The 23,334-nt window shown below is 69.2% G+C and carries 24 protein-coding genes and 1 tRNA gene; 8 read left to right on the top strand and 17 right to left on the bottom strand.

Annotated features, from left to right (window positions below; translation table 11 throughout):
- Window position 1: 1 nt before the first annotated feature.
- Entirely contained in the window at window positions 2-940 is a 939-nt protein-coding gene (locus tag BO221_RS48975) for a transglutaminase domain-containing protein (RefSeq protein ID WP_073567834.1), read from the top strand.
- A 203-nt stretch (window positions 941-1,143) separates the two neighbouring features.
- Window positions 1,144-2,481 (top strand): hypothetical protein, encoded by a 1,338-nt coding sequence (locus tag BO221_RS48970; RefSeq protein WP_083682662.1) that lies wholly within the window; start codon window positions 1,144-1,146, stop codon window positions 2,479-2,481.
- Window positions 2,482-2,671: 190 nt separating this feature from the next.
- Here the strand turns inward: BO221_RS48970 and BO221_RS48965 are convergent, their stop codons facing one another.
- The 3 genes from BO221_RS48965 to BO221_RS48950 all read right to left on the bottom strand — a co-directional run bounded on the left by BO221_RS48965 (window position 2,672) and on the right by BO221_RS48950 (window position 4,967).
- Window positions 2,672-3,241 (bottom strand): transposase, encoded by a 570-nt coding sequence (locus BO221_RS48965; RefSeq protein ID WP_255408564.1) that lies wholly within the window; start codon window positions 3,239-3,241, stop codon window positions 2,672-2,674.
- A gap of 307 nt (window positions 3,242-3,548) precedes the next feature.
- Entirely contained in the window at window positions 3,549-3,866 is a 318-nt protein-coding gene (gene tnpB, locus BO221_RS48955) for an IS66 family insertion sequence element accessory protein TnpB (protein WP_073567832.1), read from the bottom strand.
- Between the two features lie 483 nt (window positions 3,867-4,349).
- Entirely contained in the window at window positions 4,350-4,967 is a 618-nt protein-coding gene (locus BO221_RS48950) for a hypothetical protein (protein WP_073567831.1), read from the bottom strand.
- Window positions 4,968-5,592: 625 nt separating this feature from the next.
- Between BO221_RS48950 and BO221_RS53260 the strand changes: the two genes are divergently transcribed.
- On the top strand, window positions 5,593-6,993 hold the full coding sequence (locus BO221_RS53260) for a DUF3466 family protein (RefSeq protein WP_083682660.1): 1,401 nt from the start codon (window positions 5,593-5,595) through the stop codon (window positions 6,991-6,993).
- A gap of 127 nt (window positions 6,994-7,120) precedes the next feature.
- Here BO221_RS53260 and BO221_RS48925 read toward each other — a convergent pair whose 3' ends face one another.
- Together BO221_RS48925 and BO221_RS48920 are read right to left on the bottom strand one after the other, a co-directional pair.
- Complete coding sequence (locus BO221_RS48925) at window positions 7,121-7,978, bottom strand: class I SAM-dependent methyltransferase (RefSeq protein ID WP_158080051.1); 858 nt, start codon at window positions 7,976-7,978, stop codon at window positions 7,121-7,123.
- Window positions 7,979-8,006: 28 nt separating this feature from the next.
- Entirely contained in the window at window positions 8,007-8,192 is a 186-nt protein-coding gene (locus tag BO221_RS48920; RefSeq protein WP_233166605.1) for a GTP-binding protein, read from the bottom strand.
- A 365-nt stretch (window positions 8,193-8,557) separates the two neighbouring features.
- On the opposite strand from BO221_RS48920, the gene rpsN reads away from it, so the two are divergent.
- Together rpsN and rpmB are read left to right on the top strand one after the other, a co-directional pair.
- On the top strand, window positions 8,558-8,860 hold the full coding sequence (rpsN, locus tag BO221_RS48915; RefSeq protein ID WP_073567900.1) for a 30S ribosomal protein S14: 303 nt from the start codon (window positions 8,558-8,560) through the stop codon (window positions 8,858-8,860).
- Window positions 8,861-8,871: 11 nt separating this feature from the next.
- Window positions 8,872-9,108: a 50S ribosomal protein L28 gene (gene rpmB, locus BO221_RS48910; RefSeq protein WP_073567829.1), complete on the top strand. Its 237-nt coding sequence runs from the start codon at window positions 8,872-8,874 to the stop codon at window positions 9,106-9,108.
- A gap of 39 nt (window positions 9,109-9,147) precedes the next feature.
- Here the strand turns inward: rpmB and BO221_RS48905 are convergent, their stop codons facing one another.
- The 10 genes from BO221_RS48905 to BO221_RS48860 form a co-directional block, all read right to left on the bottom strand.
- On the bottom strand, window positions 9,148-9,354 hold the full coding sequence (locus tag BO221_RS48905; protein WP_073567828.1) for a hypothetical protein: 207 nt from the start codon (window positions 9,352-9,354) through the stop codon (window positions 9,148-9,150).
- Complete coding sequence (gene rpmG, locus BO221_RS48900; RefSeq protein ID WP_073567827.1) at window positions 9,354-9,518, bottom strand: 50S ribosomal protein L33; 165 nt, start codon at window positions 9,516-9,518, stop codon at window positions 9,354-9,356. The genes BO221_RS48905 and rpmG overlap by 1 nt, the downstream gene beginning before the upstream one ends.
- Window positions 9,519-9,551: 33 nt before the next feature.
- Window positions 9,552-9,848, bottom strand: coding sequence for a 30S ribosomal protein S18 (rpsR, locus tag BO221_RS53255; RefSeq protein ID WP_083682658.1), 297 nt, complete (start codon window positions 9,846-9,848; stop codon window positions 9,552-9,554).
- A gap of 151 nt (window positions 9,849-9,999) precedes the next feature.
- A complete protein-coding gene (locus tag BO221_RS48890; RefSeq protein ID WP_073567826.1) occupies window positions 10,000-10,758 on the bottom strand; it encodes a tRNA(His) guanylyltransferase Thg1 family protein in 759 nt (252 codons plus the stop codon).
- Window positions 10,745-11,215 carry an ATP-binding protein gene (locus BO221_RS48885; RefSeq protein WP_073567825.1) on the bottom strand — a complete coding sequence of 157 codons (471 nt, stop codon included), beginning with the start codon at window positions 11,213-11,215 and terminating at the stop codon, window positions 10,745-10,747. The genes BO221_RS48890 and BO221_RS48885 overlap by 14 nt, the downstream gene beginning before the upstream one ends.
- Before the next feature lie 67 nt (window positions 11,216-11,282).
- Window positions 11,283-13,322, bottom strand: a complete 2,040-nt coding sequence (locus tag BO221_RS48880) for a BTAD domain-containing putative transcriptional regulator (RefSeq protein ID WP_233166604.1) — start codon at window positions 13,320-13,322, stop codon at window positions 11,283-11,285.
- Between the two features lie 63 nt (window positions 13,323-13,385).
- Entirely contained in the window at window positions 13,386-14,555 is a 1,170-nt protein-coding gene (locus BO221_RS48875; RefSeq protein ID WP_073567823.1) for an acyl-CoA dehydrogenase family protein, read from the bottom strand.
- Between the two features lie 121 nt (window positions 14,556-14,676).
- Window positions 14,677-17,334: an ABC transporter permease gene (locus tag BO221_RS48870; protein WP_083682656.1), complete on the bottom strand. Its 2,658-nt coding sequence runs from the start codon at window positions 17,332-17,334 to the stop codon at window positions 14,677-14,679.
- Between the two features lie 8 nt (window positions 17,335-17,342).
- Window positions 17,343-17,675, bottom strand: coding sequence for a PadR family transcriptional regulator (locus BO221_RS48865; protein WP_073567822.1), 333 nt, complete (start codon window positions 17,673-17,675; stop codon window positions 17,343-17,345).
- A gap of 117 nt (window positions 17,676-17,792) precedes the next feature.
- Window positions 17,793-19,406: an adenylate/guanylate cyclase domain-containing protein gene (locus BO221_RS48860; protein WP_073567821.1), complete on the bottom strand. Its 1,614-nt coding sequence runs from the start codon at window positions 19,404-19,406 to the stop codon at window positions 17,793-17,795.
- Between the two features lie 95 nt (window positions 19,407-19,501).
- On the opposite strand from BO221_RS48860, the gene BO221_RS48855 reads away from it, so the two are divergent.
- Window positions 19,502-20,329, top strand: coding sequence for a polyphosphate kinase 2 family protein (locus BO221_RS48855; protein WP_073567897.1), 828 nt, complete (start codon window positions 19,502-19,504; stop codon window positions 20,327-20,329).
- Window positions 20,330-20,332: 3 nt separating this feature from the next.
- Complete coding sequence (locus tag BO221_RS48850; RefSeq protein WP_073567820.1) at window positions 20,333-21,433, top strand: AAA family ATPase; 1,101 nt, start codon at window positions 20,333-20,335, stop codon at window positions 21,431-21,433.
- 14 nt (window positions 21,434-21,447) lie between these two features.
- Here BO221_RS48850 and BO221_RS55235 read toward each other — a convergent pair.
- A tRNA-Trp gene (locus BO221_RS55235) sits at window positions 21,448-21,518 on the bottom strand.
- Window positions 21,519-21,737: 219 nt separating this feature from the next.
- On the opposite strand from BO221_RS55235, the gene BO221_RS48845 reads away from it, so the two are divergent.
- Complete coding sequence (locus BO221_RS48845) at window positions 21,738-21,920, top strand: helix-turn-helix domain-containing protein (RefSeq protein WP_073567819.1); 183 nt, start codon at window positions 21,738-21,740, stop codon at window positions 21,918-21,920.
- A 736-nt stretch (window positions 21,921-22,656) separates the two neighbouring features.
- On the opposite strand, the gene BO221_RS48840 is transcribed toward BO221_RS48845, so the two are convergent.
- Window positions 22,657-23,244 carry a hypothetical protein gene (locus BO221_RS48840; protein WP_073567818.1) on the bottom strand — a complete coding sequence of 196 codons (588 nt, stop codon included), beginning with the start codon at window positions 23,242-23,244 and terminating at the stop codon, window positions 22,657-22,659.
- Window positions 23,245-23,334: the final 90 nt, after the last annotated feature.

The following is a 23,334-nucleotide window of genomic DNA, read 5'->3' as shown; positions in this document are numbered from 1 at the left end:
CGTGGCCGACCCGCCGTCCAGCCCGCGGAAGACGCTCCTCCAGCTCTTCCTCCTCCTCCTGTTCACCTCGAGCTGCAGCTTCCTCGGGCTGCACTGGTTCTTCACGCGCGGAGTCAGCTCCCACTCCCCGGCCCCGGGCACGGCCGAGCCTCCCGAGCTTCCCGGCACCCGGGGCACCCACCTCGGCATGGCGCTCGTGCCCGGCTCCACCCCGCTGAGCCAGGCCCGCACCTATGAGTGGCGCGCCGAATCGCTCCTCCCGCCCGAGTACCGGCTGGGCTACGGCCTCGGGGAGTCGCTCGCGAGCTCGCTGGAGAAACAACACCGGGCCTACGGACACAAGCTGCGCTTCCGCCCGCTGAGCCGCGCCCGATTCACCTACCAGGCCCCGCCCGGGTGCCACCAGGACATGCGCTGCATCTACGCCGAGCTCATGCGCAGCAACGCCGAGCCCGTGCACGCGCTGGGCACCCGCTTCATCGAGCACATCCGCGAGCGGCGGTTGAATCCGCTGGAGGCCGCCGAGCTCATCATCAGCTTCGTCCAGCGCATCCACTACACGGAGCCCCAGGGCGAGCCCTTCGGCGTGCTGCCACCCGCGCTCGTCGCCGCGCGGGACGAGGGCGACTGTGACTCCAAGGCCGTGCTCGCGGTGATGCTGTTGAGGCAAGCGGGCATCGACGCGGCCATCCTCTACTCGGACCCACTCGCCCACGCCGCCGTGGGCGTGGCCCTGCCCGTGCGCGGCCCTCCCATCCGCCTCGGCGACCGGGTGTACCGCTACGCGGAGCTCACCACCGAGGGATGGCCTCTCGGAATGATTCCGCCCCAGCACGACAAGCCCCACCTGTGGAAGGTTCTGCCCATGCCGGAACTGCCCGGGGAGACGGGCTCATCCGTCAACGAGGTGGACACTCCCGTGTCCGGAGGCGTGGAGTAGTCGAAGCGGCATCTGGCCCGAAGGGTGGGTTCCCCGAGCACGCCGGGGGACGAAGCTTCACTGCCCAACCCCGAGGCGCCCCCCCGCCGAGCCCTTCTTCAACCGCCGTACTTCTTCACTCGCATTGGCTCCCTCCCGTGCATCCCGTTCGACACTCGGGCCGCACCGGAGTGCGTGGTGGGCACCCCTTACCGGAGGTCGCCATGCCGTCCATCTCCCGCTGCCTCATCCTGTCATTGCTCGGCCTGTGGGCCCTCCCCGCCTGCCTCGCGCTGCCTCCCGAGCAGGACGGCGAAACCACCCTCGAGGCACCCGCTCCCGAGCCGCTGCATGCGGCCCAGGCCCTCAATGGCGAGTCCGCCACCACGAGCTGCCTCGCCAGGCCCCTGCTCACCGCCCTTGGCAAGAGCCGCGTGCTCGTCGGGGGGAAGATGAGCGATGACATCGCCGCGCAGGCGCCGTTCGACGTCCGCTACATCTACCTCGCCGGCGGGCTGTTCGACTCGGCGGAGCCCTGCGGCTCGTGTCTGAGCTGCAGCGCCCAGGCACGCTCCTGCTCCCACGCGAGCGGCGGTTGCGCCTGGTGGGGCTGCTGGCAGTGGGACCAGCAGGCCCCGGGACAGTACCTGCGTGACTTCCTCCAGGCCGCCGCCGTCCGCAGGCAGATTCCGATGATCACCTATTACGAGCTCCTCCACACCAGCGGCGTCGTGGATGGAACCGCCGAGGTGCTGCGGGTGGTGGATGTCTCCCTCATGCGGCGCTACTTCAATGACTGGCGTTTCGTGCTGAAGCAGATTGGAAGCACCACCGCCCTGCTCCACCTGGAGCCGGATTTCTGGGCCTATGCGCAGTTCCTCGCCCTGGATCCGCGCCTGCTGCCCGCGGCCGTCGCCTCGGCCAATCCCACCGACTGCGGACATCTGCCGAACTCGGTGGCTGGCATGGGGCGCTGCCTCATCTCCATGGCTCGCAAGTACGCGCCCAACGCCAAGGTGGGCCTGCATGCCTCGGCGTGGGCCACGAAGCTCGACGCCCACCTCAACACCAACCCACTGCTCGATGTGACAGTGGAGGCCCGGAAGGTGGCCGACTTCCTGAGTCTGTGCGGCGCCGCTGAGGGGGACTTCATCGCCGTGGAGGCCAGCGACCGCGATGCCCAGTGGTACGAGGTGACCACCGGCACCCACCGCTGGTGGGACCCGAGCAACTTCAACTACCCCAGCTTCCGCCAGGCCTTCTCCTGGTCCAAGGCCCTCTCCGAGCGCCTCGGAAAGCCTCACCTCTGGTGGCAGCTCCCCGTGGGCAACATGTCCATGCCCGGAACCTGGGAACGGTGGCGCGACAACCGGCTGGATTACTTCTTCGACCACCCGGACCAGGTCGCCGCCGCCCATGGGTTCGGCATGGTCTTCGGCGCCGGGATGGAGGGACAGACCAATCCCTCCACGGATGGTGGTCATTTCCTGCGCCGCTCGAAGGCCTATTTCTCCGGTGGCGGGCAGCCCTCTTGCCCCTCCGGGCTGAGTGAGGCGCGGTAGGGGCACGGGTTCAAGTCCCGTACTCCTCGCCAATAGAAGGGCCCGGAATCGCGAGTCGGTTCCGGGGACAGTGGTTCCCTTGTCTCAGGTCCAATCCGCAAGGCCCCGGTCTTCATCGAGGACCCCCCCGGCATGGGGTGGAGCTTGTCCTCGACAGCGGGTGGGCACGGTAGCAACACTGCTGACATGTTCACGCCCACGACGAGAGCGCCCGTGGTGCCCCCAGCACGTCCTTGGGCGTCTTGCCCGCACGGCCCATGCTGAAGCGGTAGCCGATGAGCCACTGGCCCTGTTCATTCTGGGTGAGGAATGTCCACAGGTAACCCAGACGCGTCTTCTTCACGTCCAACACGCGCAAGGGCGTCTCGTCAGCCCACACCACCTCGGCACGGGCAATGTGTTGCAACAGGCGCACGGAGACGGGCGAGAGCACCTCGGCCGCCAGGTGGAACAGGTCCGTCAACGTGCTGCGACTCATGGGCACGCCGCCGCGCTCCAGCCGCTGCGCCAGCCGGTGCAAGGGCATGGAGTCGGCGCACTTGGAGCCCACCACGTGGGCAATGAAACCCGGCCCGTACTCGCCCCTGTCCACCACCTTCGGCGGTGCTGGCGCTGTCACCACGCCCTTGCCGCACGCGCACGCCAGCGTCTCTTGCACGTGTACCTGCCGCTCGAGGCGCGCCGGAATGTACTCGTACACCACCGTGGTGCGTCCCTGCCCCAGCGCCTTCAACTCGTCGCTTCCGCACTCGGGGCAAATGCGCTCGGCCTCGGGGATGGGGTGGTGTACCCTGCCGGGTGGGAGCCTCGGCCCGGCGCGCTGCTCGCTCCCGACGCTTGTTCAGGGCCTGCTGTCGGCGTGCCTCGGTGTCTTCACGGGCCTGCTCGCGCCGCAGCAACTGCTCGACTCCCGGCAGCCGCTCGGCCTTCCTGCCGAAGACGTGCCGCTCCAGGGCGGCCGTCTTGGCCTCCAGCGTCGTCAGCCGCTCGCGCAGCTCCTCGGCCTCCTCGCGCCAGGGGCAGAAATGGTCCAAGGGGAGCTGGCGAGCCATGCCCCCGCCAACACCCTACTGGGGCGGTAACTTCTCCGAGGCGACTTCTCCGGAAGGCTGGCTGGCAGGAGTCCAGTCTCGCGGGCGCTCCACGCGCGCCACATCAATGCCATCCAGCAGCATGGTCAACTGCGTGGCGTCCAGTTGCACGGCCTGGGCGTCAGCATCCACTCGCGGCAGCCGGAAGCGGCCTGTCTCCAGGCGCTTGTAGTAGAGGACGAAGCCGCCGCGGCTGAAGGTGGGAATCTTCACCCTGTCGCCCTTGCGGCTGACGAAGACGAAGAGATGCCCCGAGTACACGTCCTCGCCCCAGGCGGTGCGCACCAGGGCCATGAGTCCGTCCCGTGCCCACCGCGAAACGCACGCGCTCTCCGCTCGCGGTGTGCACCTCCAGGCTGTCGCTCCCGCGCTCCACCGGGGCCGCCGTCACCTGCACCGGCAGCAGCCGCACCGGCTGGGCCACTGGCGCTCCCTCCTTCCTCCTGCGCCGGTACACCCACGACTGCAACGTGCTCAGCGTCATGCCCCGACGCTCCGCGAACTCCCTCTGCGTCAGCCCACTCGCCTCGTACTCCTCGGCGACCCGAACCCACTCCGGCTTCTCACTGCGCTTGGTCATGGCCGGCAGGGTCCGCCGCCACCTTCACCCTGGCCAAGCCCCGCAGCACGTCATTGGCCGGACGGATACCCACCTACGACGACTTGGAGACCATCCCCTCCAACTGCGTGGGGGAACTCGTCGATGGCGAGCTGTACGTGAGCCCCCACCCGGCCTTGCCCCAAGTCCGGGCCGCGACTCGACTCGGAACGTGGCTATTAGAGCGTGCGAAGCTTGTAGCCCCACTCTCCATTGCACATGCTCGTGGAGACCCGCGTGCCCAGCGCCCACCCGGTGGGAACCGGCGAGCTGGCGCAGACGACGAGACCCGTGGCGGGAAGTTGTAGTCTGCGTCCAAAGTAGGCAGGGTTGCCAATGCCACCGGCGGTGCAGTTCGACGTGCTGAGAATCTGCGTGACGACCCAGCCGCTCGGAACCACGTAATCGGGGACGCTGCACATAACGATGCCAGCGTTGGGTTGATACAGCGTGTAGCCAAAGTAGGCGGGGTTGCCGATGCCGCCAGCGGTGCAGCTCGAGGGGCTGGAGATCCGGGTCACGACCCAACCCGTTGGCACCGGGGTGAGCTTGCACATGACGACGCCGTCATAAGGCGCGGTGATCGTGTAGGCGAAGTAGGGGCTGCATGTACTGGAGGATCGGATGAGCGTGATGACATGGTCTGCCGGCACCTGAGAGAGCCCGCAGGCGACCAGGGATGCCAGGGGCTGGCTCTCGAGCGGTGAGCGGTACCGGGCGACAGGGCTGGCTGCTCCGATTCCGGCGTAGAGCGCGGCGAGCAGTGGGAGCATGACGAAGTGTCTGCGAGCCTGCATGACGGGTCCTTTCATTCAGTGTGCGCCCTGGAGAGGGCAGAGGCCACTGAATTTCACGGATAGTGTGGTCCTGTCCACGGTCCTGAGGGCTCATGGCAGTGGGCGATGAAGGCCATGGAGGCTGGGTCATCCTGGATGAGCCCGAGCTGCACCTGGGGGACGACCGCGATTTCACGGTAGCTACAGTGTCTACGGTTGGATGGACTGTGGCTCACGCGGCTTCCGCGAACGCGCCGACACCGGCGCGTAGCACTTGCCTTGGTATTCAGCATCGTCCTCGTAACAGGGCGGGCGCTTTTCGAGTGTCTTCCAACAGCCGCCGTTGATCTCCACCTCCCCCTTTTTCGGCAGGTACGGCGATGGAGCATAGGCGGCATGGGAGCCCTGTTGTGGGAGAGCGCCGGGGCAGATGGTCGTCCAGGAGGGCCGCGCGACACGCATGGGACGGTGCAGGAGGGCCCTCCCCTGCGCAGGCGACCGCTCGCCAGGAGAAGGGCCGCGCGCAGGCCATCATTCAAATCCAAATATGCAACACAGTTGCAACATCCACCCGCCGTGACGTATGTCCTGGCCGCGCGTGGCGACCCCCGCCCGCGCCGCTCATCACCCAGTGCCCGGACACGCGATGCACCTACGAACTCTCCCTCTGGCCCTCCTGGCCGCGACGGCCATCCTCCTGGGAGGCTGCGGCTCCTCCGACGGCACCGAGCCTCCCGAATGCGGTGGCAACGGACACCTGCACGGCGACCACTGCCACTGCGACGACGGCTACACCGAGCAGGGGGGCACGTGCGTTCCCTCCGAGGAGCCCGTGGTCGAGTGCGGCGGCCATGGGCACCTTGACGGCGACCATTGCCATTGCGACGCGGGCTACACCGAGCAGGACGGCACCTGCGTACCCGCCGAGGAGCCCACGCCCGACTGCGGTGAGCATGGCCACGCCCACGGCGACCACTGCCACTGCGACGACGGCTACGTCGAGCAGGACGGCACTTGCGTCGCCAGGCCGCCGCCCGGCTCCCCGGAGCTGCCCACGTATACGCTGGTTCCCATCGGCTACCCCGCCGGCACCGGCGGCTATGCCCAAGCGCTGAATGACGAGGGGGCGGTGGTGGGCAACGTGCGCTCGGCCGTGGCGGGTGGGACGCCGCCGCCGCTCATCGCCTACCACTGGAGCGGCGGCACCCTCACCGAACTGGGCACGCTGCCCGGCAGCAACGCCTTCAGTCGCGCCTACGGCATCAACGCCCATGGCGTGGTGGTGGGAGAGAGCGACAACAACGTGCCCCGGGCCTTCCGCTGGGAGGCCGGCGTGCTGACCGAGCTGGGCACGCTGGGAGGCACCTCCTCGGTGGCCACCGACATCAACGACAGCGGCGTCATCGTGGGCGGTGCGTCCACGGGCACCTCCAGCCGGGCGTTCCGCTGGGAGAACGGGACGATGACAGACCTGGGCTCACTGGATGGCCTGGACACCACGCTGGCCCGCGCGTGGGCCATCAATGCCCACGGCGAGGTGGCGGGCTACAGCAAGAACGCGCAGGGCGTGACGCGGGCCACGCTGTGGACTCGCGAGGGCATCCGAGTGAATCTGGGAGCGCTGGACGTCACGCGCGCCAGCCAGGCGTATGACGTGAACGACGCGGGCACCGTGGTGGGCTCCGCCGTCGTGGGCGCCACCTCCGGGGGCTCCCCCATCTACAACGCGTTCATCTGGAGCGACGGCACCATCCGGAGCCTGGGCACCCTGCCTGGCCTCCCCGTCGCCGTCCACAGCGAGGCCAAGGGCATCAACTCGGAAGGCTGGGTCGTGGGCTACGTGGGCCAGTTCTACGGCAATACCACCCTGGGCACCGCCGCCGCCGTCGTGTGGCTCGGCGAGCGGATTCACGACCTCAACAGCGTGCTCCCTCCCAACAGCGGGTGGACGCTGCTGAGCGCCGAGGACATCAACACCCGCGGAGACATCACGGGAGTGGGCCGCTTCAACGGCACGCTTACAGCCTACAAGCTGGTACGCCAGTAAGCGCTCCCCTGGCGAGTCCCGGGGGAAACCCCGGGGCCATCACCGCGGGCCGCACGGGCCCTGGCGTCTTTTCAGCGCGTCTGGGGGAACGCGAGCAGCGCGTCCTGGGGCCGCCTCAACCATGGGCTCACGCGCGGCGCGCGATGAGGAAGTGACACGAGGCATCGAATCGCACCGGCCGGTCTGTTCCCCCCGCGAGCGCCTCGAAGGCCGACAGCACCGACCGCTCGATGACGGCAATCTCCTCGTCGGAGCACGCCGCCAACAGCGAGTTCGAGACGGGGTTCTCACGCATCATGTCCCACATCGCCTGGGGCGTTGGTGCCGTCAGGACCGCGTTGAACACCGAGACCTCCGGGGCCACGAACCCCGCGGCGCGGACCTCCTTCTCGAGCCCCTCCGCCGAGGCAATGTCGAGCCAGCCCGAGCGCGGAAGAGAGGAGCGCACCCGCTCCGGCAAAGCCGACACCACCGGCGCCATCTGGAGGCGCGCCAAGGCGTTATCTTCCGGTCCTCGCCACACCGCCGTCGCCAACAGCCCACCCGGACGCAGCACGCGCGCCGCTTCGCGCCAGCCCGCGTTTCGATCCGGGAAGAGGAAGATGCCGAACGCCGAGAACACGGCGTCGAAACTCGCCGGATCGAACCCGAGCGCCTGCCCGTCCTGGACCTCGGCTCGAGCGATGTCGGGGGCGTCGAGGGCATCAAGGGTCTTCTTCGCGAGTGCCACCATCCCGGGCGAGAAGTCAGTGGCGACGACGCCGCCACACCTGCCTGTCGTGCGTCGCTCCTCGAGACAGTGCAGGACCGCGGCACGCGCGAGCTCGCCCGTCCCACACGCGATCTCGAGGATGCGGGCTTCGGGCGGTAGCCGCCCCGCGACCGAGAGGAACAGCGACTGCGCGATGTATCCAGTGAACGGGGCAGCGAACCGGGCGTACTTCGCGGCGTGCCATCCCCAAACGTCGGATTGCTCGTTGGTCATGAGGGTCATTCTCTCCTTCTCATCTCCGTCAACTCCCGGCGCTGTCCGAGGCCGTCACGTCGAGCCAGGCCGGAAAGGGGTCTCGCAGGCGTTTCCACGCCTTGGGGCCCTTGGCGAACTCCAGGTCCGTCAGGAGCGCGGCATCCAATCTGGCGCGCAGGGCCCTCTCGTCCAGCCCAGCGCCGATGAAGACCAGTTCCTGACGGCGGGCCACGGGCATGGGCTCGGAGATGCCCGTGGACTCGATGAGCAGATAGTCGAAGCGCTTCTTCCGGCCTTGTTCGCACGCCCCGATAGATGCAATTTGATTGCGAATAAATCAAGCACCACGGAACCTCCGGGGCCCCGGCAGGTGCGGGCCGGCATGTGGCACTCGAGAGCCGCCGCACGGTGGCGCTGGCGCCGCGGCTTCATGCGGACCATGCCCTGCTCGAGGCGCTCAGTGGCAGGGCCCGGACCACCCCGGCACGCAGGCGCGTGGCCCGGCTCGTCCACACACGCTTCAAGGGACAGGTGAGCCCCGGACACAAACGCAACTCAGTTGCGATAAACACGAACTCGCGCTATCTCCCCGGGCCCATGGCGAAGACAAGCAAGATCGAGAAGAACGAGCGGCGGAAGGCCCTGGTGCGCAAGTACGCGGAGCGGCGGGCGGCCCTCAAGGAGGCCATCCGCACGGCGGCCACGTTCGAGGAGCGGATGCGGGCCCAGACGGCGCTCGGCAAGCTGCCGCGCGACTCCAATCCCAACCGTGTCACCAACCGGTGCGCACTCACGGGCCGGCCGCGCGGCTACCTGCGGCGCTTTGGCCTGTCGCGCATCGCCTTCCGCGAGAAGGCCCTGGCCGGCCACATCACCGGCGTCACCAAGTCCAGTTGGTAGGAGTTCCGCACATGTCCAAGGTCTGTCAGGTCACCGGAAAACGTCCGCTGGTGGGCAACACCGTCAGCCACGCCAACAACAAGGCGAAGACGCGCTCGCTGCCCAACCTCCAATACCACCGCTTCTGGGTGCCGAGCCTGAAGCGCTTCGTGCGCCTGCGGGTGAGCGCCCACGGCATCCGCATCATCAACAAGCGCGGCATCGAGCGGGTGCTCGAGGAGATGCGCGCGCGGGGCGAGAAGTTCTGAAGCACGCAAGGGCGGGGCCGCGCGGACCCCGCCCTTCACTCAGGCTCCGGACTCGGACGCGCGATCACCTCCGGGGCTCACCAGGCACAAGGCGCGCGGGGGCGCCTCGGCGGTGTCCTCCTCGCTGGCGTCCTCTGGAGCGGCTTCCACGTCGATGAGCTCGGGCGGGGCGTACTCACGCCCACGCTCCCGGCGGCGGGCCGCGCCATACCGCGGCCCGCCGGCAATGCGCCGCTGCCTGCGCATCAGGGTTTGCCCTCGACGAACAGCACGTGCTTGCGCACGCGCGGGTCGTACTTCTTGAGCTGGAGCTTGTCCTGCGACTTCCGCTTGTTCTTCGTCGTCGTGTAGACGTAGCCGGTGCCGGCCGTCGACACGAGCTGGATGATGGTGCGATTACCTTTGGGCATGGGGTCCTCGGGGGATGGGGGCGGGGTGGGGGCTCAGGTGCCCGCGGCGAGGTAGGGCAGCAGGCCGAGCAGACGCGCGCGCTTGACGGCCCGAGCCACCTGCCGCTGCTGCTGTGCCGTCACGCCGGTGATGCGGCGGGGGATGAGCCGCCCGCGCTCGGTGACGAAGAACTTGAGCAGGGTCACGTCCTTGAAATCCACCGTACGGGCCGTACCCAGGGGGTTGGGCTTGCGGCGGCCAAAACCACCGCGGCCCGGGCGGCGCTCGTCCTCGACGCCTCTGGAACGCGCTCCGCCGTCGGTGGACGACCGATTCCGCGAAGTACTCATGTCGGGTGCTCCTGGCGCGCCTCTTCACTTCAGCACGCGTGAGATCCTCGGACATAGATAGCGGACGCCAGAGAAAATGCAACCCAGTTGCATTTAAAACCACCCGCCCCCCGGCCCTTTCCCAAAGGGAAAGGAGGGGGCGCCTGTGCGCTCAGGAGGCGGAGGCGTTCATCCGCTCCCTCACGTAGGCGTCGTATTCCTCCTTCATCGGGAGGGATTCGTCCACCTTCAGCCGTCGGCGCTTCGTGCTCACCTTCCGGCCGCTGCGCGGGTCCTCCCCCTCCTTCTCGTACTGCTCCCAGTAGATGCCCGAACCACGCCTCTGCCAGAGCGGCAGCTCGTTGAAGTTGATGCCTCTCTGGAAGAGGAGCTCGTTCTTGAAGCCCACCGACCTGCCGTGCAGCTCCTTCGACGCCTGCGCCACGCTCCGCCCTTCCTTGCGCAGCGTCCAGTAGCACCAGCCGTGCAACGCACAGCGCGTCGCGTCCGCCTGTCTCCAGCGGAAGTAGTCCACCACCGCGCTCTCGTTCACCCCCATCCACACCCGGCTGTCGAACACCGCCGGCACCCCCGCCACGTGCGTGAAGGTCGCGCTCGCCACACCCGCGGAGATGGACACCAGCTTCTCCACCTCCCGGTCGAACAGCGACCAGTCCGGCCGGAAGAGCACGGAAATCTCATCGCTCTCCGTGTACGCGTAGACGCCCTGCAACTCCTCCAGCAGCGCCGAGGCCGTGCGCACCATCTGCTGGTGCAGCGTCGCGTCGAAGGGCTTCTCGTAACGCGCCTCCGTGAAGCGCGAGAAGCCCCGCCCGTCCACCCGCAGCACGCACCACGCCCCGCTCAGCAGCCTCAGCGAGTGGAAGAACTCGCCCTCCCGCATCCGGGCCTCGAAATCATTCGGACTCATGTCCCTCCCTCCATTCCCTCACGTCGAAGCCTCCCTCCGGGCGGACCCGTACGTGGAACAACACATCGAATCCCTCGGCGGACGAGGGCCACCGCATCTTCCGGTACGTGATGTGGATGGCCTTGTCCGTCACCCGTGCCCGCCCCACCCGCCCCGCGTTGCGCGCCAGACACGTCTCCAGGTCCGACTCGAAGACGTAGCCCACCACCCGCGCACCGTGCGCATGGCCCAGCGCGATGAGCGGCTCCCGGTCCTCCACGAGGGGGTTGGTGTTGTCCACCACCACCGGCTCCCCTCGGGCCAGCGCCTCGGCGATGAGCCTCCGCTGCCGGGCCTCGCGTTTGCGCGCGTTGGGCCACAGGTCCTTGCTCACATGCACGTGCGTGCCCGCGAAGCGCTCCCGGTAGAAGCTGCTCTTTCCCGAGCCCTGCAAGCCGATGAAGAGGACCAGGTCCATGGCGCGTCCCTCCCCGGACGGTGTGCACGCCCGGGCCCTGACGCCGGGGACGGCCCCGCCCCCGGCTTCACGCCGAGGGAATCCTGCTCCGCAACCGGGCCGCTTCCTCCAGCTCTCCCGAGGACTCCAGGATGGCCGCGGCGCGCGCGTAGTTCGTGGCCGCTTCCGTGCGGCGCAGGTGCGACTCGTCCACCTGGGCCGCCGCCAGCAGGAAGGGGACCGCGCGCCGGGTCTCCCCTCCTTCCAACCAGTGCTGGGCAATGACGGCCGGGGCCGCCCGCCTCGACTCCAACCGCTGCGCCAGGCGCCGGTGCAACAGGCCCCCCAGCGCCAGGGGAATGGAGCCCTTCACCGCCTCGAACACCAGGTCATGCGTGAAGTGCTCGCCTCCGAAGATCTGCGCCGCCTCCAGCTCGCGCAGCGGCCCGGCGAAGGACAGGGGACTCACCTCCAGCACCTCCCCGGCCAGCTCCAGGCCGAACTCCATGAGCGCCAGCGCCGCCACCTGCGCCAGCTGCAACGCCAGCGGGGACAGCCGCTCCAGGCGTTGCTGGATGAGCTGGCGCACCCGTCCCGGTGGAGGCAGCCGCTCCGGCCACCCCTGCTCCAGGCTCCCCGACTCCATCAGGTGCTTGAGGGTCTCGGTGATGAAGAGGGGATTTCCCCCCGTGTAGCGCATCATCTCCCGGGTGAGCGACCCCGCCCCGGGCAGCTCCAGACTCTCCAGCAGCTCACCCACCGCATCCGGCGGGAGCGGCTCCAACTGCACGAGCATCGCCAGTCCCGCGACCTCCAACCGCTTCGTCATGGCGAGCACCTCGCCCCCGAAATCGCCGCTGCGGCAGCAGTCGATGATGAGCGGGAAGGTGCCGGCCGAGTGGAAGCGCGCATGGGCGTAGGCCCCCACCTGCAGGCTGGCGGTGTCGGCGAACTGCAAATCATCGGTGATGAGGCTCTCCAGACCCTCGGTGCAGCGGCGGAGCACCTCGCTGTAGGCATCCAGGCAACGCACCCGCTCGCCTTCGTCACGCACGGAGGGAATGCGCTCCCCGGGCGCGGCGAGCTCGGGCATCACCCGCGCCAGCTCCCGGCGAATCCATGGCTCCAGGCCCAGCCGCAGCTCGGGGCGTTCGGCGAAGAGCTCCCGGATGTGCCGCACGAACAAGGAGTAGGGCACCTCCGCGTCACCGGGCCGGGCGGAGAACGTCAGGTAGCGCCCCTTGGAGGCCGCGAAGTCATGTGCCAGCCGTGTCTTGCCCTCGCCCGGCTCGGCCAGCAGCAGCATGAGCTGCCTCGACTGCCACGCCGCCTCCATCCGCGCCCACTCCCGCGCGCGGCCCACCAGCACCGGCGGACGCAGCACGGAGAGCGGCAGCGTCCGTTCCGGCTTCTTCCCCGCGGCACGAGGCATCACCTGTCCGCGCTCCACGTCCCGCGCCAGCGCCAGCGTGTCCGGGTGTGGCACCGCGTCGTACTCCTCGAACAACATCTTGCGGCAGCGCTCGAAGAGGTTGAGCGCCGCCATCCGGTCTCCCTGCAGGTAGTGCAGCCGCATCAACCGCCGGTAGGCATCCTCCGAGAAGGGTGCCAACACCAGCAGCCGCTCGGCGAAGTGCAGCGCCCTGGCCAGGTCTCCCTGCTGCTCGTGGGCCTCCACCTCGGCGATGGCGGCACGGCACCGCAGGGCCTCCAGCTGCTCGCGGGCCTGGAGCAGCCACGTCTCGAAGTCCGGGCAGTCATCGAAGTCCAGCGTGCCCAGCAGCGTGCCCGCCAGCGACAGCGCCTGCGCGTGGCGGCCGGCGAAGACATGGGCCTCCAACTCCACCGCGTCGGTGACCACCCGCTCGGAGAGGGAGACCACGTCCCCACCGAGAACCAGATCCGTCCCGGTGGCCACCCGCAGCCGGCGCAGCAACTGGCGCATGTTGTTGCGCGCCGTGTCCTCGCCGGAGCCGGGCCACAGCATGCCCGCCAGCCTGTACTTGGGAGTGGGCCCCTCCAGCGCCAGCCACGCCATCACCGCGGCCACGCGCCGCTGCAACTCCAGGGGCTCGGCCAGCCCCAGGAGCCGCGCTCCCCCGAGCACTTCCAACCGCCAGTCCGTCACGACTTCCCCCCCCGCCACTCCATGGAGCAGCCGAGCACCCCAGGCGCTCTCGAGGGAGCGTCCTCAGGTCCAGAATCCCGTCGGCTGCCCGAGGAGGGAGGCCCCGGCCTGACCAAACCACCCCTCAGCGGCAGCCGCATGCTGCCTGAAGGTGTAGATGTCACGGAAGCGCCTCTGCAACGACGAGCCATCTTTGAGCGAGCTCGCACCTCCCGCGCGGTAGCAGGTTTCCACTACACCCGAGGCATTCTCCGTCACCCACGCCAGGGTGGCCGACAAGCGCGGTGCCAGGAGCACGGCGGAAGCGGGGTCGTTCACACACGCGGACCAGAACTCCTCCACCGTGGAGTACAGGAGGGCCCGGGCGGCCCGCACGCTCGTGTCCACGCGGCCGAGCTCGAGCTGGAAGACGGGAGACTCGATGAGCGGGACACGCGCGTACATGCGCCGCTTGCCCGTGGTGACGAGCTTCACAAGGTCATCCACCGCGCCCTGCGCGATGCCCAGGGACACCGCCGCCATGTGCAACACGAAGTGCAGCACCGGCGCGACGAAGCCCGGCCCCGGCACGGTGGACGTACCGGCGAAGATGTCGAAGGTGTTCTCCTCGGGGCAGAAGGCGGCCTCCAGCGCGAGGTCATGGCTGCCCGTGCCCCGCAGGCCGAGCGCGTTCCACGCGTCGATGATGCGCACCTCGCGGGCCGGGAGAAGCATGGAGCGCGTCTGGGGTACGCCGGGGACGGGGCCTGGACGGGGCTGGCCGTCCTGCACGATGACGCAGTTGGCGAACAGCCAGTCACAATGCTCGCAGCCGCTGGCGAAGCCCCAGCGTCCGCTGACGCGGTAGCCCCCCTTCTCCACCGCGGCCTGTCCCTGTGCGTTGAAGGCCCCGCCCATGATGACGTCCGGCCCGGCCGAGTAGATGGCGTCGAAGCGCTCGCGCGGCAGGAGCGCGAAGAGGTGCGGGCTCTCCATGCCAATCATCGTCGTCCAGCCGGCCGCCCCATCCGCGCGGGCGAGTGTCTCCAGCACCTCGCAGCCGGTCCGCGCGTCCACCTCGAGGCCGCCGTGGCTCCGGGGGACGAAGGCCCGGAAGAGCCCCGCCTGTTTGAATTGGGCGAGCAGGTCCACCGGCAACCGCCGTCCCGACTCGATGTCCGCGGCCCGGTCGGCAATCACCGGAGCCAGCTCACGCGCGGCCTGCACCACCTTCGTCGTCTCAGCGCTCTTCATGCGTCACTCCTCGTCGCGGGCGCGGGAGTCCCCCCATGCACCTCATCTGACGTGGAGCAACGAGTACCCGCGGGGGCGTGACGGGGCCGTGACGAGGTCCCCGAACGCCCGTCACGGGGACCTACTCCGCCCTCAAGGAGACGGCCGGGTCCACGCGCATGGCCCGCCGCGCCGGCACGAGGCACGCCACCAACGCCACCCCCAGCAGCACCACCGCCACCGCGACGAAGGTGAGCGGATCATGCGGTGCCACGCCGTAGAGGATGCTGCTCATCACCCGGGACAGGACGAGCGCACCGGCGACGCCCAGTGCCACGCCCAGGCCCGCGAGCCGCATGCCGCCGCGCAGGATCATGCCCAGCACCTCCGCCGGCCGGGCCCCGAGCGCCAGCCTCACGCCGATCTCCCGCTGCCGCTGGCCCACCGTATAGGCGAGCACGCCGTAGATGCCCACCGCACCGAGCACCAGCGCCAGGACGGCGAAGAGGCCGAGCAGCGCCGCGATGAGCCGGGGACGGGCCACCGAGCCCCCCACCACCTCCTCGAGCGTGGTGATGCGGGTGATGGTCTGGTTCGGGTTCACCGACCAGATGGCCTGACGGACGGCGGCGGCGAGTTGCAGGGGCGCGCCCTGGCCGCGCACCACCAGGTTCACGCTCGAGCGGGACTGCTGCAACACGTGGACGTACACGAGGGGCGGAGCGGGCTCGGAGAGGCTCTCCTGGCGCACGTCGCCCACCACTCCCACGATGGGCGCCGCGACCTGTCCCCACTGGATGGACCTGCCCAGCACGTCCTCGCCCGGGAAGAAGCGGCGGGCGAAGGCGTCGTTGACCATCATCACCACGGGCATCTCACTCGTGTCCTGGGAGGTGAAGGCGCGGCCGCGCAGCAGGGGAATCCCCATGGCGCGGAAGTAGTCGTTGCTCACGTACAGGTAATGCACGCGAGGCGCGTCCGCGGCGCTCTCCTGGGACTGGCCCGGAAGAATCAGCGGCGCCGGCTCGCCCGAGCCCTCCAGGGGGAGGTTCTTCGTCGTGCCGGCCACCTGGACACCGGGAACCTCGCGCACGCGCTCGAGCACCTCGGCCAGGTACTGGCGCGACGGGCGCCCCGCCGGGGACGAGGAGAAGCTCACCACCACCGCGCCTTCCGCGCGGAAGCCCGGTTCCACCGAGAGCAGTGACATCAGACTGCGGACGGCCAGTCCCGCTCCGGCCATCAACACCACTGCGAGAGCCACCTCGGTCACCACCAGCGCGCCCCGCAGCCGCGCTCCGCCCGTGCCCGTCATGCCACGGCCAGCGGCCTTGAGCACCGGCGCGAGCCGGGGCGAGCCCGCGCGCACCGCCGGCAGCAGGCCGAACAACACGCCCGTGAAGAGCGTGGCGCCCATGGCGAAGGCCAGCACCGCCCCGTCCACCCGCACCTCGTGCAGGCGCGGCAACTGCTTCACGGAGAAGGCCAGCAGCAGCTCGGTGCCCCACGCCGCCAGCAGCAGACCGGCCGCGCCGCCCAGCGTCGCGAGCACGAGGCTCTCGGTGAGGAGCTGCCCCATCAGCCGCCCCGGCCCGGCGCCCAGCGCGGCCCGCACCGCCAGCTCCCGCTCGCGCGCGGTGGCCCGCGTCAACATCAGGTTGGCCACGTTGACGCACGCGATGAGCAGCAGGAAGCCCACCGCGCCGAGCAGCACCATCAACCCCGACCGCACATCCCCGGTGACGGCCTCGTGCAGCGGCACCGCCGTGACGGCGGAGGTCTGGAGGTTGGTGGCCGGGTACTCCTCCGCGAGCTGCCGGGCCACGCCGTTCATCTCCGAGCGCGCCGTCTCCAGGGACACCCCGGGCTTCAGCCGCGCCACCACGGATTGCCAGCGCACCTGGCGCTGGCGCGGAATGCCGCTCTCGTCGATGAGCGAATCGGAGAGCCACAGGTCCACGCGCTCGGAGGGGAAGGAGAAGCCCGGAGGCATCACGCCCACCACCGTGATGGGCAACCCATCCAGCGTGAGGGTGCGGCCGAGAATGGCGCGGTCCCCGCCGAAGCGCCGCTGCCACAGGCCATGGCTGAGCACCACCACCGCGTTGTGCCCCGGCTGGTGCTCCCCGGCGAGCAACGCACGCCCCAGCACCGGCGCCACCCCGAGGGTGGAGAAGAAACCATCGTTCACGTAGGCCGCCGGCAGCCGCTGGGGCTCCCCATCCCCGCTGAGGTTGCTGCCGGACATCCCCTCCACGTACCACCAGGTGCCCATGTCCTCGAAGGAGCGCTGGCGCGCCTTCCAGTCCGCGAAGTCCAGCGGGGACACATCACCCCGGGCCACGCCCTGGGACGGGTTGGCCTGCCACATCCGCACCAACCGCTCGGGCTCCGCGAAGGGCAGCGGCCGCAGCAGCACGCCGCGCACCACGCTGAAGATGGCGGTGGTGGCGCCAATGCCCAGCGCCAGGGTGAGCACCGCCACCAGCGCGAAGCCCGGCGCGTGCCGCAACATCCGCACCGCGTACCGCACGTCCTGCGCCAGGGCGTCCCACAACAGGAACCGCTTCATCATCCGCTCCCGCTCGTGCCCGATGCGCACGCACTCCTCGCGCACGCCGGCCACGTCGCCGAACTCGCGCTCGGCGGCCGCGCGTGCCTCCGCGGGGGACAGGCCTTCCCGCTCGTGCGCGGCGGCACGCATCTCCAGGTGGAACCGCAACTCCTCGTCCACGTCCTGCTCCACCGCGCGAGGCCGCACGGCGAGCTTCAACAACCGCTTGAAACCCGGGTAGCGCATGGGAGTCCTCAGGCCGCCTCCAACACCCGGGACACGGCCGCCACGTAGCGCTGCCACGCCTGCGTCTCGGCCCTCAGGTGCGCCCGGCCCTCCGAGGTGAGCCGGTAGAACTTCGCCCGCCGGTTGTTCTCCGACAGGCCCCACTCCGCCTCCAGCAGGCCCCGCTTCTCCAGCCGGTGCAGCGCCGGGTAGAGCGCACCCTCCTCCACCTTCAGCTCCGCCCCGCTCCGCTCCTTCACCAGCTCCGCCACCGCGTACCCGTGCAACGGGCCCCACGACAGACTCTTGAGAATCAGCACGTCCAGCGTGCCCTGCATCAACTCCAGCGAGTTGCCCGCCATGTGGCCCTTCCCCTCAGATGCTCAGGGGAACGGCGCGTACGCTCCCCTCAGGTGTTGAGGGAAGTGTCCCCCAGGTTCCCCTAAGGCGTCAAGGGGAGCACCCGGACACGGGGCGCCTCAGCCGGTGTTCGAGGCCTCGCCGAGGGGCCCTCGCCACTCCACCCGGTGGAGCGCCAGCGGCTCCTGCCGTCCGTGCTCCGGGAGCGGCGGCAGGGGCGTGACGGGCCAGGCGCGCTCCCGCCAACGCTCGAGGGTGGTGCCCGTGAGGAGGATCTGCCCGGGCGGGGCGGCGGAGCACACCCGGCTGGCCACGTTGGTGGCATCTCCAATGGTGGCGTACTGCAGGTACTTCTCGGAGCCGATGTTCCCGGCCGCCACGCGGCCCGTGTTGAGGCCCACGTGGATGTTCAGCTCGCGCCGGCCCTCGGCCCGCCAGCGCGCGTTCAACCGCGCCAGCGCCCGCTGCATCTCCACCGCGGCGCGCACGGCGCGGTCCACGTCGTCCGGGTGTGCGACGGGCGCCCCCCACACCGCCATCAGCGCGTCGCCGATGTACTTCTCCAGCGTCCCCTCGTGCCGGAAGACGATCTCCGCCATCACCGGGAAGTAGTCGTTGAGCAGGTCCACCACCTGGCGGGGCTCCAGCGTGGAGGACAGCGCGGTGAAGTGGCTGATGTCCGAGAAGAGGATGGTCACCTCCGTCTCGATGACGCCCAACTGGGCGCTGCGCGCGAGCTGAAGCTTCTTGAGGGTGGCCGGGGGAAAGAAGCGCAGGTACGTGGTGCGCATCACGGCCTCTTCCTCGAGCTGCTGGCGGAGCAGGGAGTTGTCGAGCGCGATGGCCGCCTGGTTGGCGAAGGCGGTGAGGAACTCCAGGTCCTCCTGGGTGAAGCCATGGGCCCGGGAGAGGTTGTCCAGGTAGAGCACCCCCATCACCGTGTCCCGGGGCTTGAGCGGCACGCACATGGACGCGCAGATGGACTGCTTCAACACCGAGTCGGCGGAGCCCAGCCGGGGATCCTTCCGCGCATCCGAGAAGAGCGCCGCCACGCTGTGCTTGCGCACGTAGTCGACGATGTGCTGGCTGTAGAAGGTCCCCGCGGGCAGCTCGCCCGACGCCCGGGCCACCCGCGGGCGCAGCTGTCCGCTGGTGGGCTCCACCAGCAGGATGGCCGCCCGGTCCACCTCCAATATCTGGAAGACGAGCTGCAGGACGCGATCCAACACCTCGTCGATGGAGCCGGGAGAGGAGAGCAGCTGGCTCACCTTGAGGAGGATCTGCAGCTTGTTGTGGGCCCGGCCGTCACCGCTCACGGGCTTCATCTTCAGGGCGGTGTGCGAATCAGGATCTGCATGAGGCCCCAGCAGCTCGCCCATGGTGGTGGGAGAGAAGCGCGTCTGCAGCGAACGCACCTGCGTCGGCATCGGCTCCTCGGAGCGCGAGGGGGAGGTGCTCGCGAGCCGGAACGACACCTGGCCGCACCGGAACGTCTCGCCCTCGCGCAGCTCGTGGCGCTGGACCTGGGCCTGACCAATGAATGTCCCGTTCTTGCTGCCCAGGTCCACCAGGACGAGGCGCCCACCCTCCCACTCGAGCCGCGCGTGCCGCCGCGACAGGCTCTTGTGGACGACGCAGACGGTGCACTCCGGCGTGCGCCCGATCGTGACGGGGCCCTCGGGAAGCACGAACGTCTGCTCATCCAGAGCGCCCGGGTTCATGATGAGCTGCATGGACCGGACCTTACCATTCCACTGGTGGACAGTCCGGGTTGTCAGCCTTCACGCCCCGTGGAAACCTGCTCACGGGAGCCAAGGGAGGTGTGGGCATGGACATCATCACCATCGACAAGCAGGGCGAGAAGGTCAGACTCGACGGCATCTCCGCGGCGCCTCCGAAGAAGACGGACCGGGACGCGGCGAAGCGCGAGCTCGAGACGCTGGGCGAGGAGCTCTTCGATCTGCAGGATCTCCTGTGGGGCGCGAAGATGAACTCGGTCCTCATCGTCCTGCAGGGGCGAGACACGGCCGGGAAGGATGGGACCATCAAGAACGTGGCGGGCCTCCTCAACCCGCGAGGCGTCAGCGTCACCTCCTTCGGCGTTCCTTCCGAGGAGGAGCGGGAGCACGACTTCCTCTGGCGCATCCACCTCCACACGCCGCGCAAGGGCGAGCTCGCCATCTTCAACCGCTCCCACTACGAGGACGTGCTCGTCGTGCGCGTGCACGGGCTCGTCCCCGAGTCCCTCTGGAAGGAGCGCTACGGGCACATCCGTGACTTCGAGGAGATGCTCGCCGAGCACGGAACCATCATCCTCAAATACTTCCTCCACATCAGCCAGGAGGAGCAGGAGCAGCGCCTGCGGGACCGGGAGAAGGAGCCGCGCAAGGCCTGGAAGATCAACGCCGGAGACTGGGAGGACCGCGAGCACTGGGATGACTACACGCGGGCCTATGAGGAAGCCCTCTCGCGCACCTCGACGAAGAAGGCCCCGTGGACCATCGTTCCCGCGGACTCGAAGTGGTACCGCAACCTCGTGGTGGCCCGCTCCCTCGTCGAGACGCTCCGTCCCTACCGTCAGGCCTGGCAGGACCGGCTCGACGAGGTGGGCGTGCGCAAGAAGGCGGAACTCGAGGCCTGGCGCAAGAACCGGTAGCCCATGCCCGTCCGAGAGCTGTGGATCGAAAACTACCGCTCGGTGCGGGCGCTGCGCTTCCCGCTCGCTCCCGTGACGGTGGTGGTGGGCCCCAACGGGAGCGGCAAGACGAACGTCTACCGCGCGTTGCAGTTGCTGCTCGCGGGTGCCGAGGGGACGTTGGCGCGCACCCTGGCCGAGGAAGGGGGAATGCCCTCCGTGCTGTGGGCGGGCCCACGCCCGAAGAGCGCGCCGAAGTCCGCCCCGGTGCGGCTCACCGTGGGCGTGCGGCTGGAGGACCTGGCCTACGAGCTGTCCTGCGGCGTGGTGCCTCCGCCCCAAGGGCCCTTCTCGCTGGACCCGGACGTGAAGGAGGAGACGGTCTGGGTGCATGAAGGCAAGCGCCGGCACGTGGTGGCCGAGCGCAAATCCCAGAGCGTCTTCGCGCGCGACGCGGAAGGCCACCGCACCACCTTCGCGGCCCAGCTGTGGAGCAGCGAGTCCGTGCTGGCCCAGCTCTCCGAGCCCCACCGCTTCCCGCTGCTGAGTGCGTTGCGCGCGGAGCTGCTCCGCTGGCGCTTCTACCACCACTTCCGGACCGACCCGGACTCGCCCCTGCGCCACGCGCAGGTGGGCGTGCGGACTCCCGCGCTCGCGCACGACGGGAGGGACCTGGCGGCGGCGCTGATGACCATCGCCGACATCGGCGACGACCGCGCACTGCACGCGGCCGTGGAGAGCGCCTTCCCCGGCTCACGGCTGGAGCTGGACAGCGAGGACGGGCGCTTCTCCTTCCGCATGCGCATGCCCGGGCTGACGCGTCCGCTGGAGGCCACGGAGCTGTCGGACGGAACGCTGCGCTACCTCTGCCTGCTGGCCGCGCTGTTGTCGCCCCGTCCCCCGCCCTTCCTCGCGCTCAACGAGCCGGAGACGAGCCTGCACCCCTCCCTGCTGGAGCCATTGGGGCGCCTCATCGCCACCGCGAGCCGGAAGGGACAGGTTTTCGTCACCACGCACGCCCACGAACTGGCCACCGCGCTGGAGAAGCACGCCGGAGCGTCCATCCTCCCGCTGCGCAAGGACTCGGGCGCCACGGAGCTCGTGGAGCCAGACGAAGCGGAGTGACGTGGGCAAAGAGATGGCAGGCCGCCAGGGAGTTGAACCCCGCACGCCCGGATTTGGAGTTCGGGCTGCTCCCGGAGCGCGGCCTGCATGAAACGGCATGAAGGAGAAGAGTGGTCCCGGCAGGACTCGAACCTGCGGCCTCTCGGTTCGCAACCGGGAGGGAGCGGGTTGGCAGGGGTTCGCCGCCCCTGTCACCGGCTCGCAACCTGCGGAAAGGACTGGGGTTCCTCAGCAGGTGGGGGCGGTGCCGGTTGGCACCGTTTCCACGGCTTCGACTGGCCGTGGTGCGCCGGTGGTGCGGTCCATGGTGCGGCCGGTGGGCCCGCCCATGCTCACGGTGCGCGAGGTGGCGGAAGAGCTGGCCGTTTGCCGGGCCACCGTCTACGCGCTCCTCGAACGCGGGGAACTGGAGCGGGTGTGGGTCGGGCGTTCCATCCGCATCCCGGCTGCGTCGCTAGAGGCGCTCATCGCCCGGGGGCGGCGCTGAGGTGGAGGGGCGGGTCGAATCTCTGGAGGGTTGCGCCCTAGAGACCGTTGGTCCCTTTTCGGTGCACGCCGTCAGGTTTTGAGTGAGGGCTTGTCGAGGACGCAGCCATGGGACGCAGGGGACCGCCACCGACACCGAGCGCGCTGAAGAAGGCCCAGGGCACCTACCGGCCGGACAGGGCCGCCGTGCGCGAGGTGGAGCCGCCCCCCGGCGTCCCTGAGATGCCCTCGTGGCTGGACGCTGAGGTGGGGCCGGTGGTTCCCGGTTCCCGCCCCTATAGGCGGAACCGGAACTGCCTGCGCACTTCGCCGCTTGGCAGTTGTGCGCTTCCTACTCGTATGGGCTCGTGAACCGTCCTTTGTGGTCCCGAGATTGGGGCAGCCTCTCGCGGGTTGTGGGCGTGTCACGCCACTTCCAGCCCTTGGCCCAGAAGATGATGCGGAGGAGGATCACAAGCACCAGCAAGGCAACGCCGACCATGGCCCTGAGGGTAGGCGGGCTGCCTGGAGTGGGGCAATGGGGCTCAGGTGCTGCCGACAGCATTGAAGCCGGAACGGTTCCGGATGTGATGCCGGGCGGCTGCCATGGCCTCTGGTTGCCCTGTGGTGCCACGGTCCGGGGGATGGAGTGAGAGGGATGCCCATGGTTCCAGGCGCATCCCTGGCCCCTGGAATGGAGACCGATGGAGCATCCCAGCGCGCTCTATCGGTCCACTTCGGGTCTCTTGCTCTGTCCGTCAGGTGGACGCGGGAGCGGGTGCCTGGGGGGCCTTCGGCGCCCCACCCCGAACAACGGTAAGGGACCTCTTCGGCTTCCGTCCCTTGGGCCCCTTCGGCTTCCGTCCCTTGGGCCCCTTCGCCTTTCGTTCCTTCGGCTTCCGTTCCTTCGGCGCCAGCACCTTCAGCGCCCTCGCCCTCTCGGCCTTCTCCTCAAGGCTCCTCCAGACGGCCCCTTTACCGACGGACATGCTCCCCCGGAAGTCGTCGTAGTTGAACAGGAGGACATCCCCTTCAACGTCGCTCGTGAGCTTCGGGGTCAGAATCTCATTGTGAGGAGCCGCGATGTTCACCGGGCTGTCCTCACCGCGAAGCACTCGGCGCACTTGCTCGATGCGTGCCACCACGAGAGCGAGGACGGAGAAAATGCACATGGGGGTGTCGTCCTCCATGTCCTGGTCCATCAAGCCTCTACGGGCTTGAAGGTCGCTAAGCATCTGCGCCGCCCGCGTAGCATCCCCGAGGGTGGACAGTTCCAGGTCCAGGCTGATCGCGTTCCGGTCTGAACCCATGGAGGTCTCCCCGGTCTCTTCGGTCTCTTCGGTCATGTAGGCGGTCCTTCCGTCGGTTGGGGCCTGACGGCATGGTAACTCACGTGTGGTGTAACTCAACTGTTGAGTTACCTGTGAGCTAATGTG

This window comes from Archangium sp. Cb G35 (assembly GCF_001896145.1).
Classification (GTDB): Bacteria; Myxococcota; Myxococcia; order Myxococcales; family Myxococcaceae; genus Archangium; species Archangium violaceum.
Note: the sequence above shows the minus strand (reverse complement) of the source record. Positions and strands in the feature narration are given on the sequence as shown.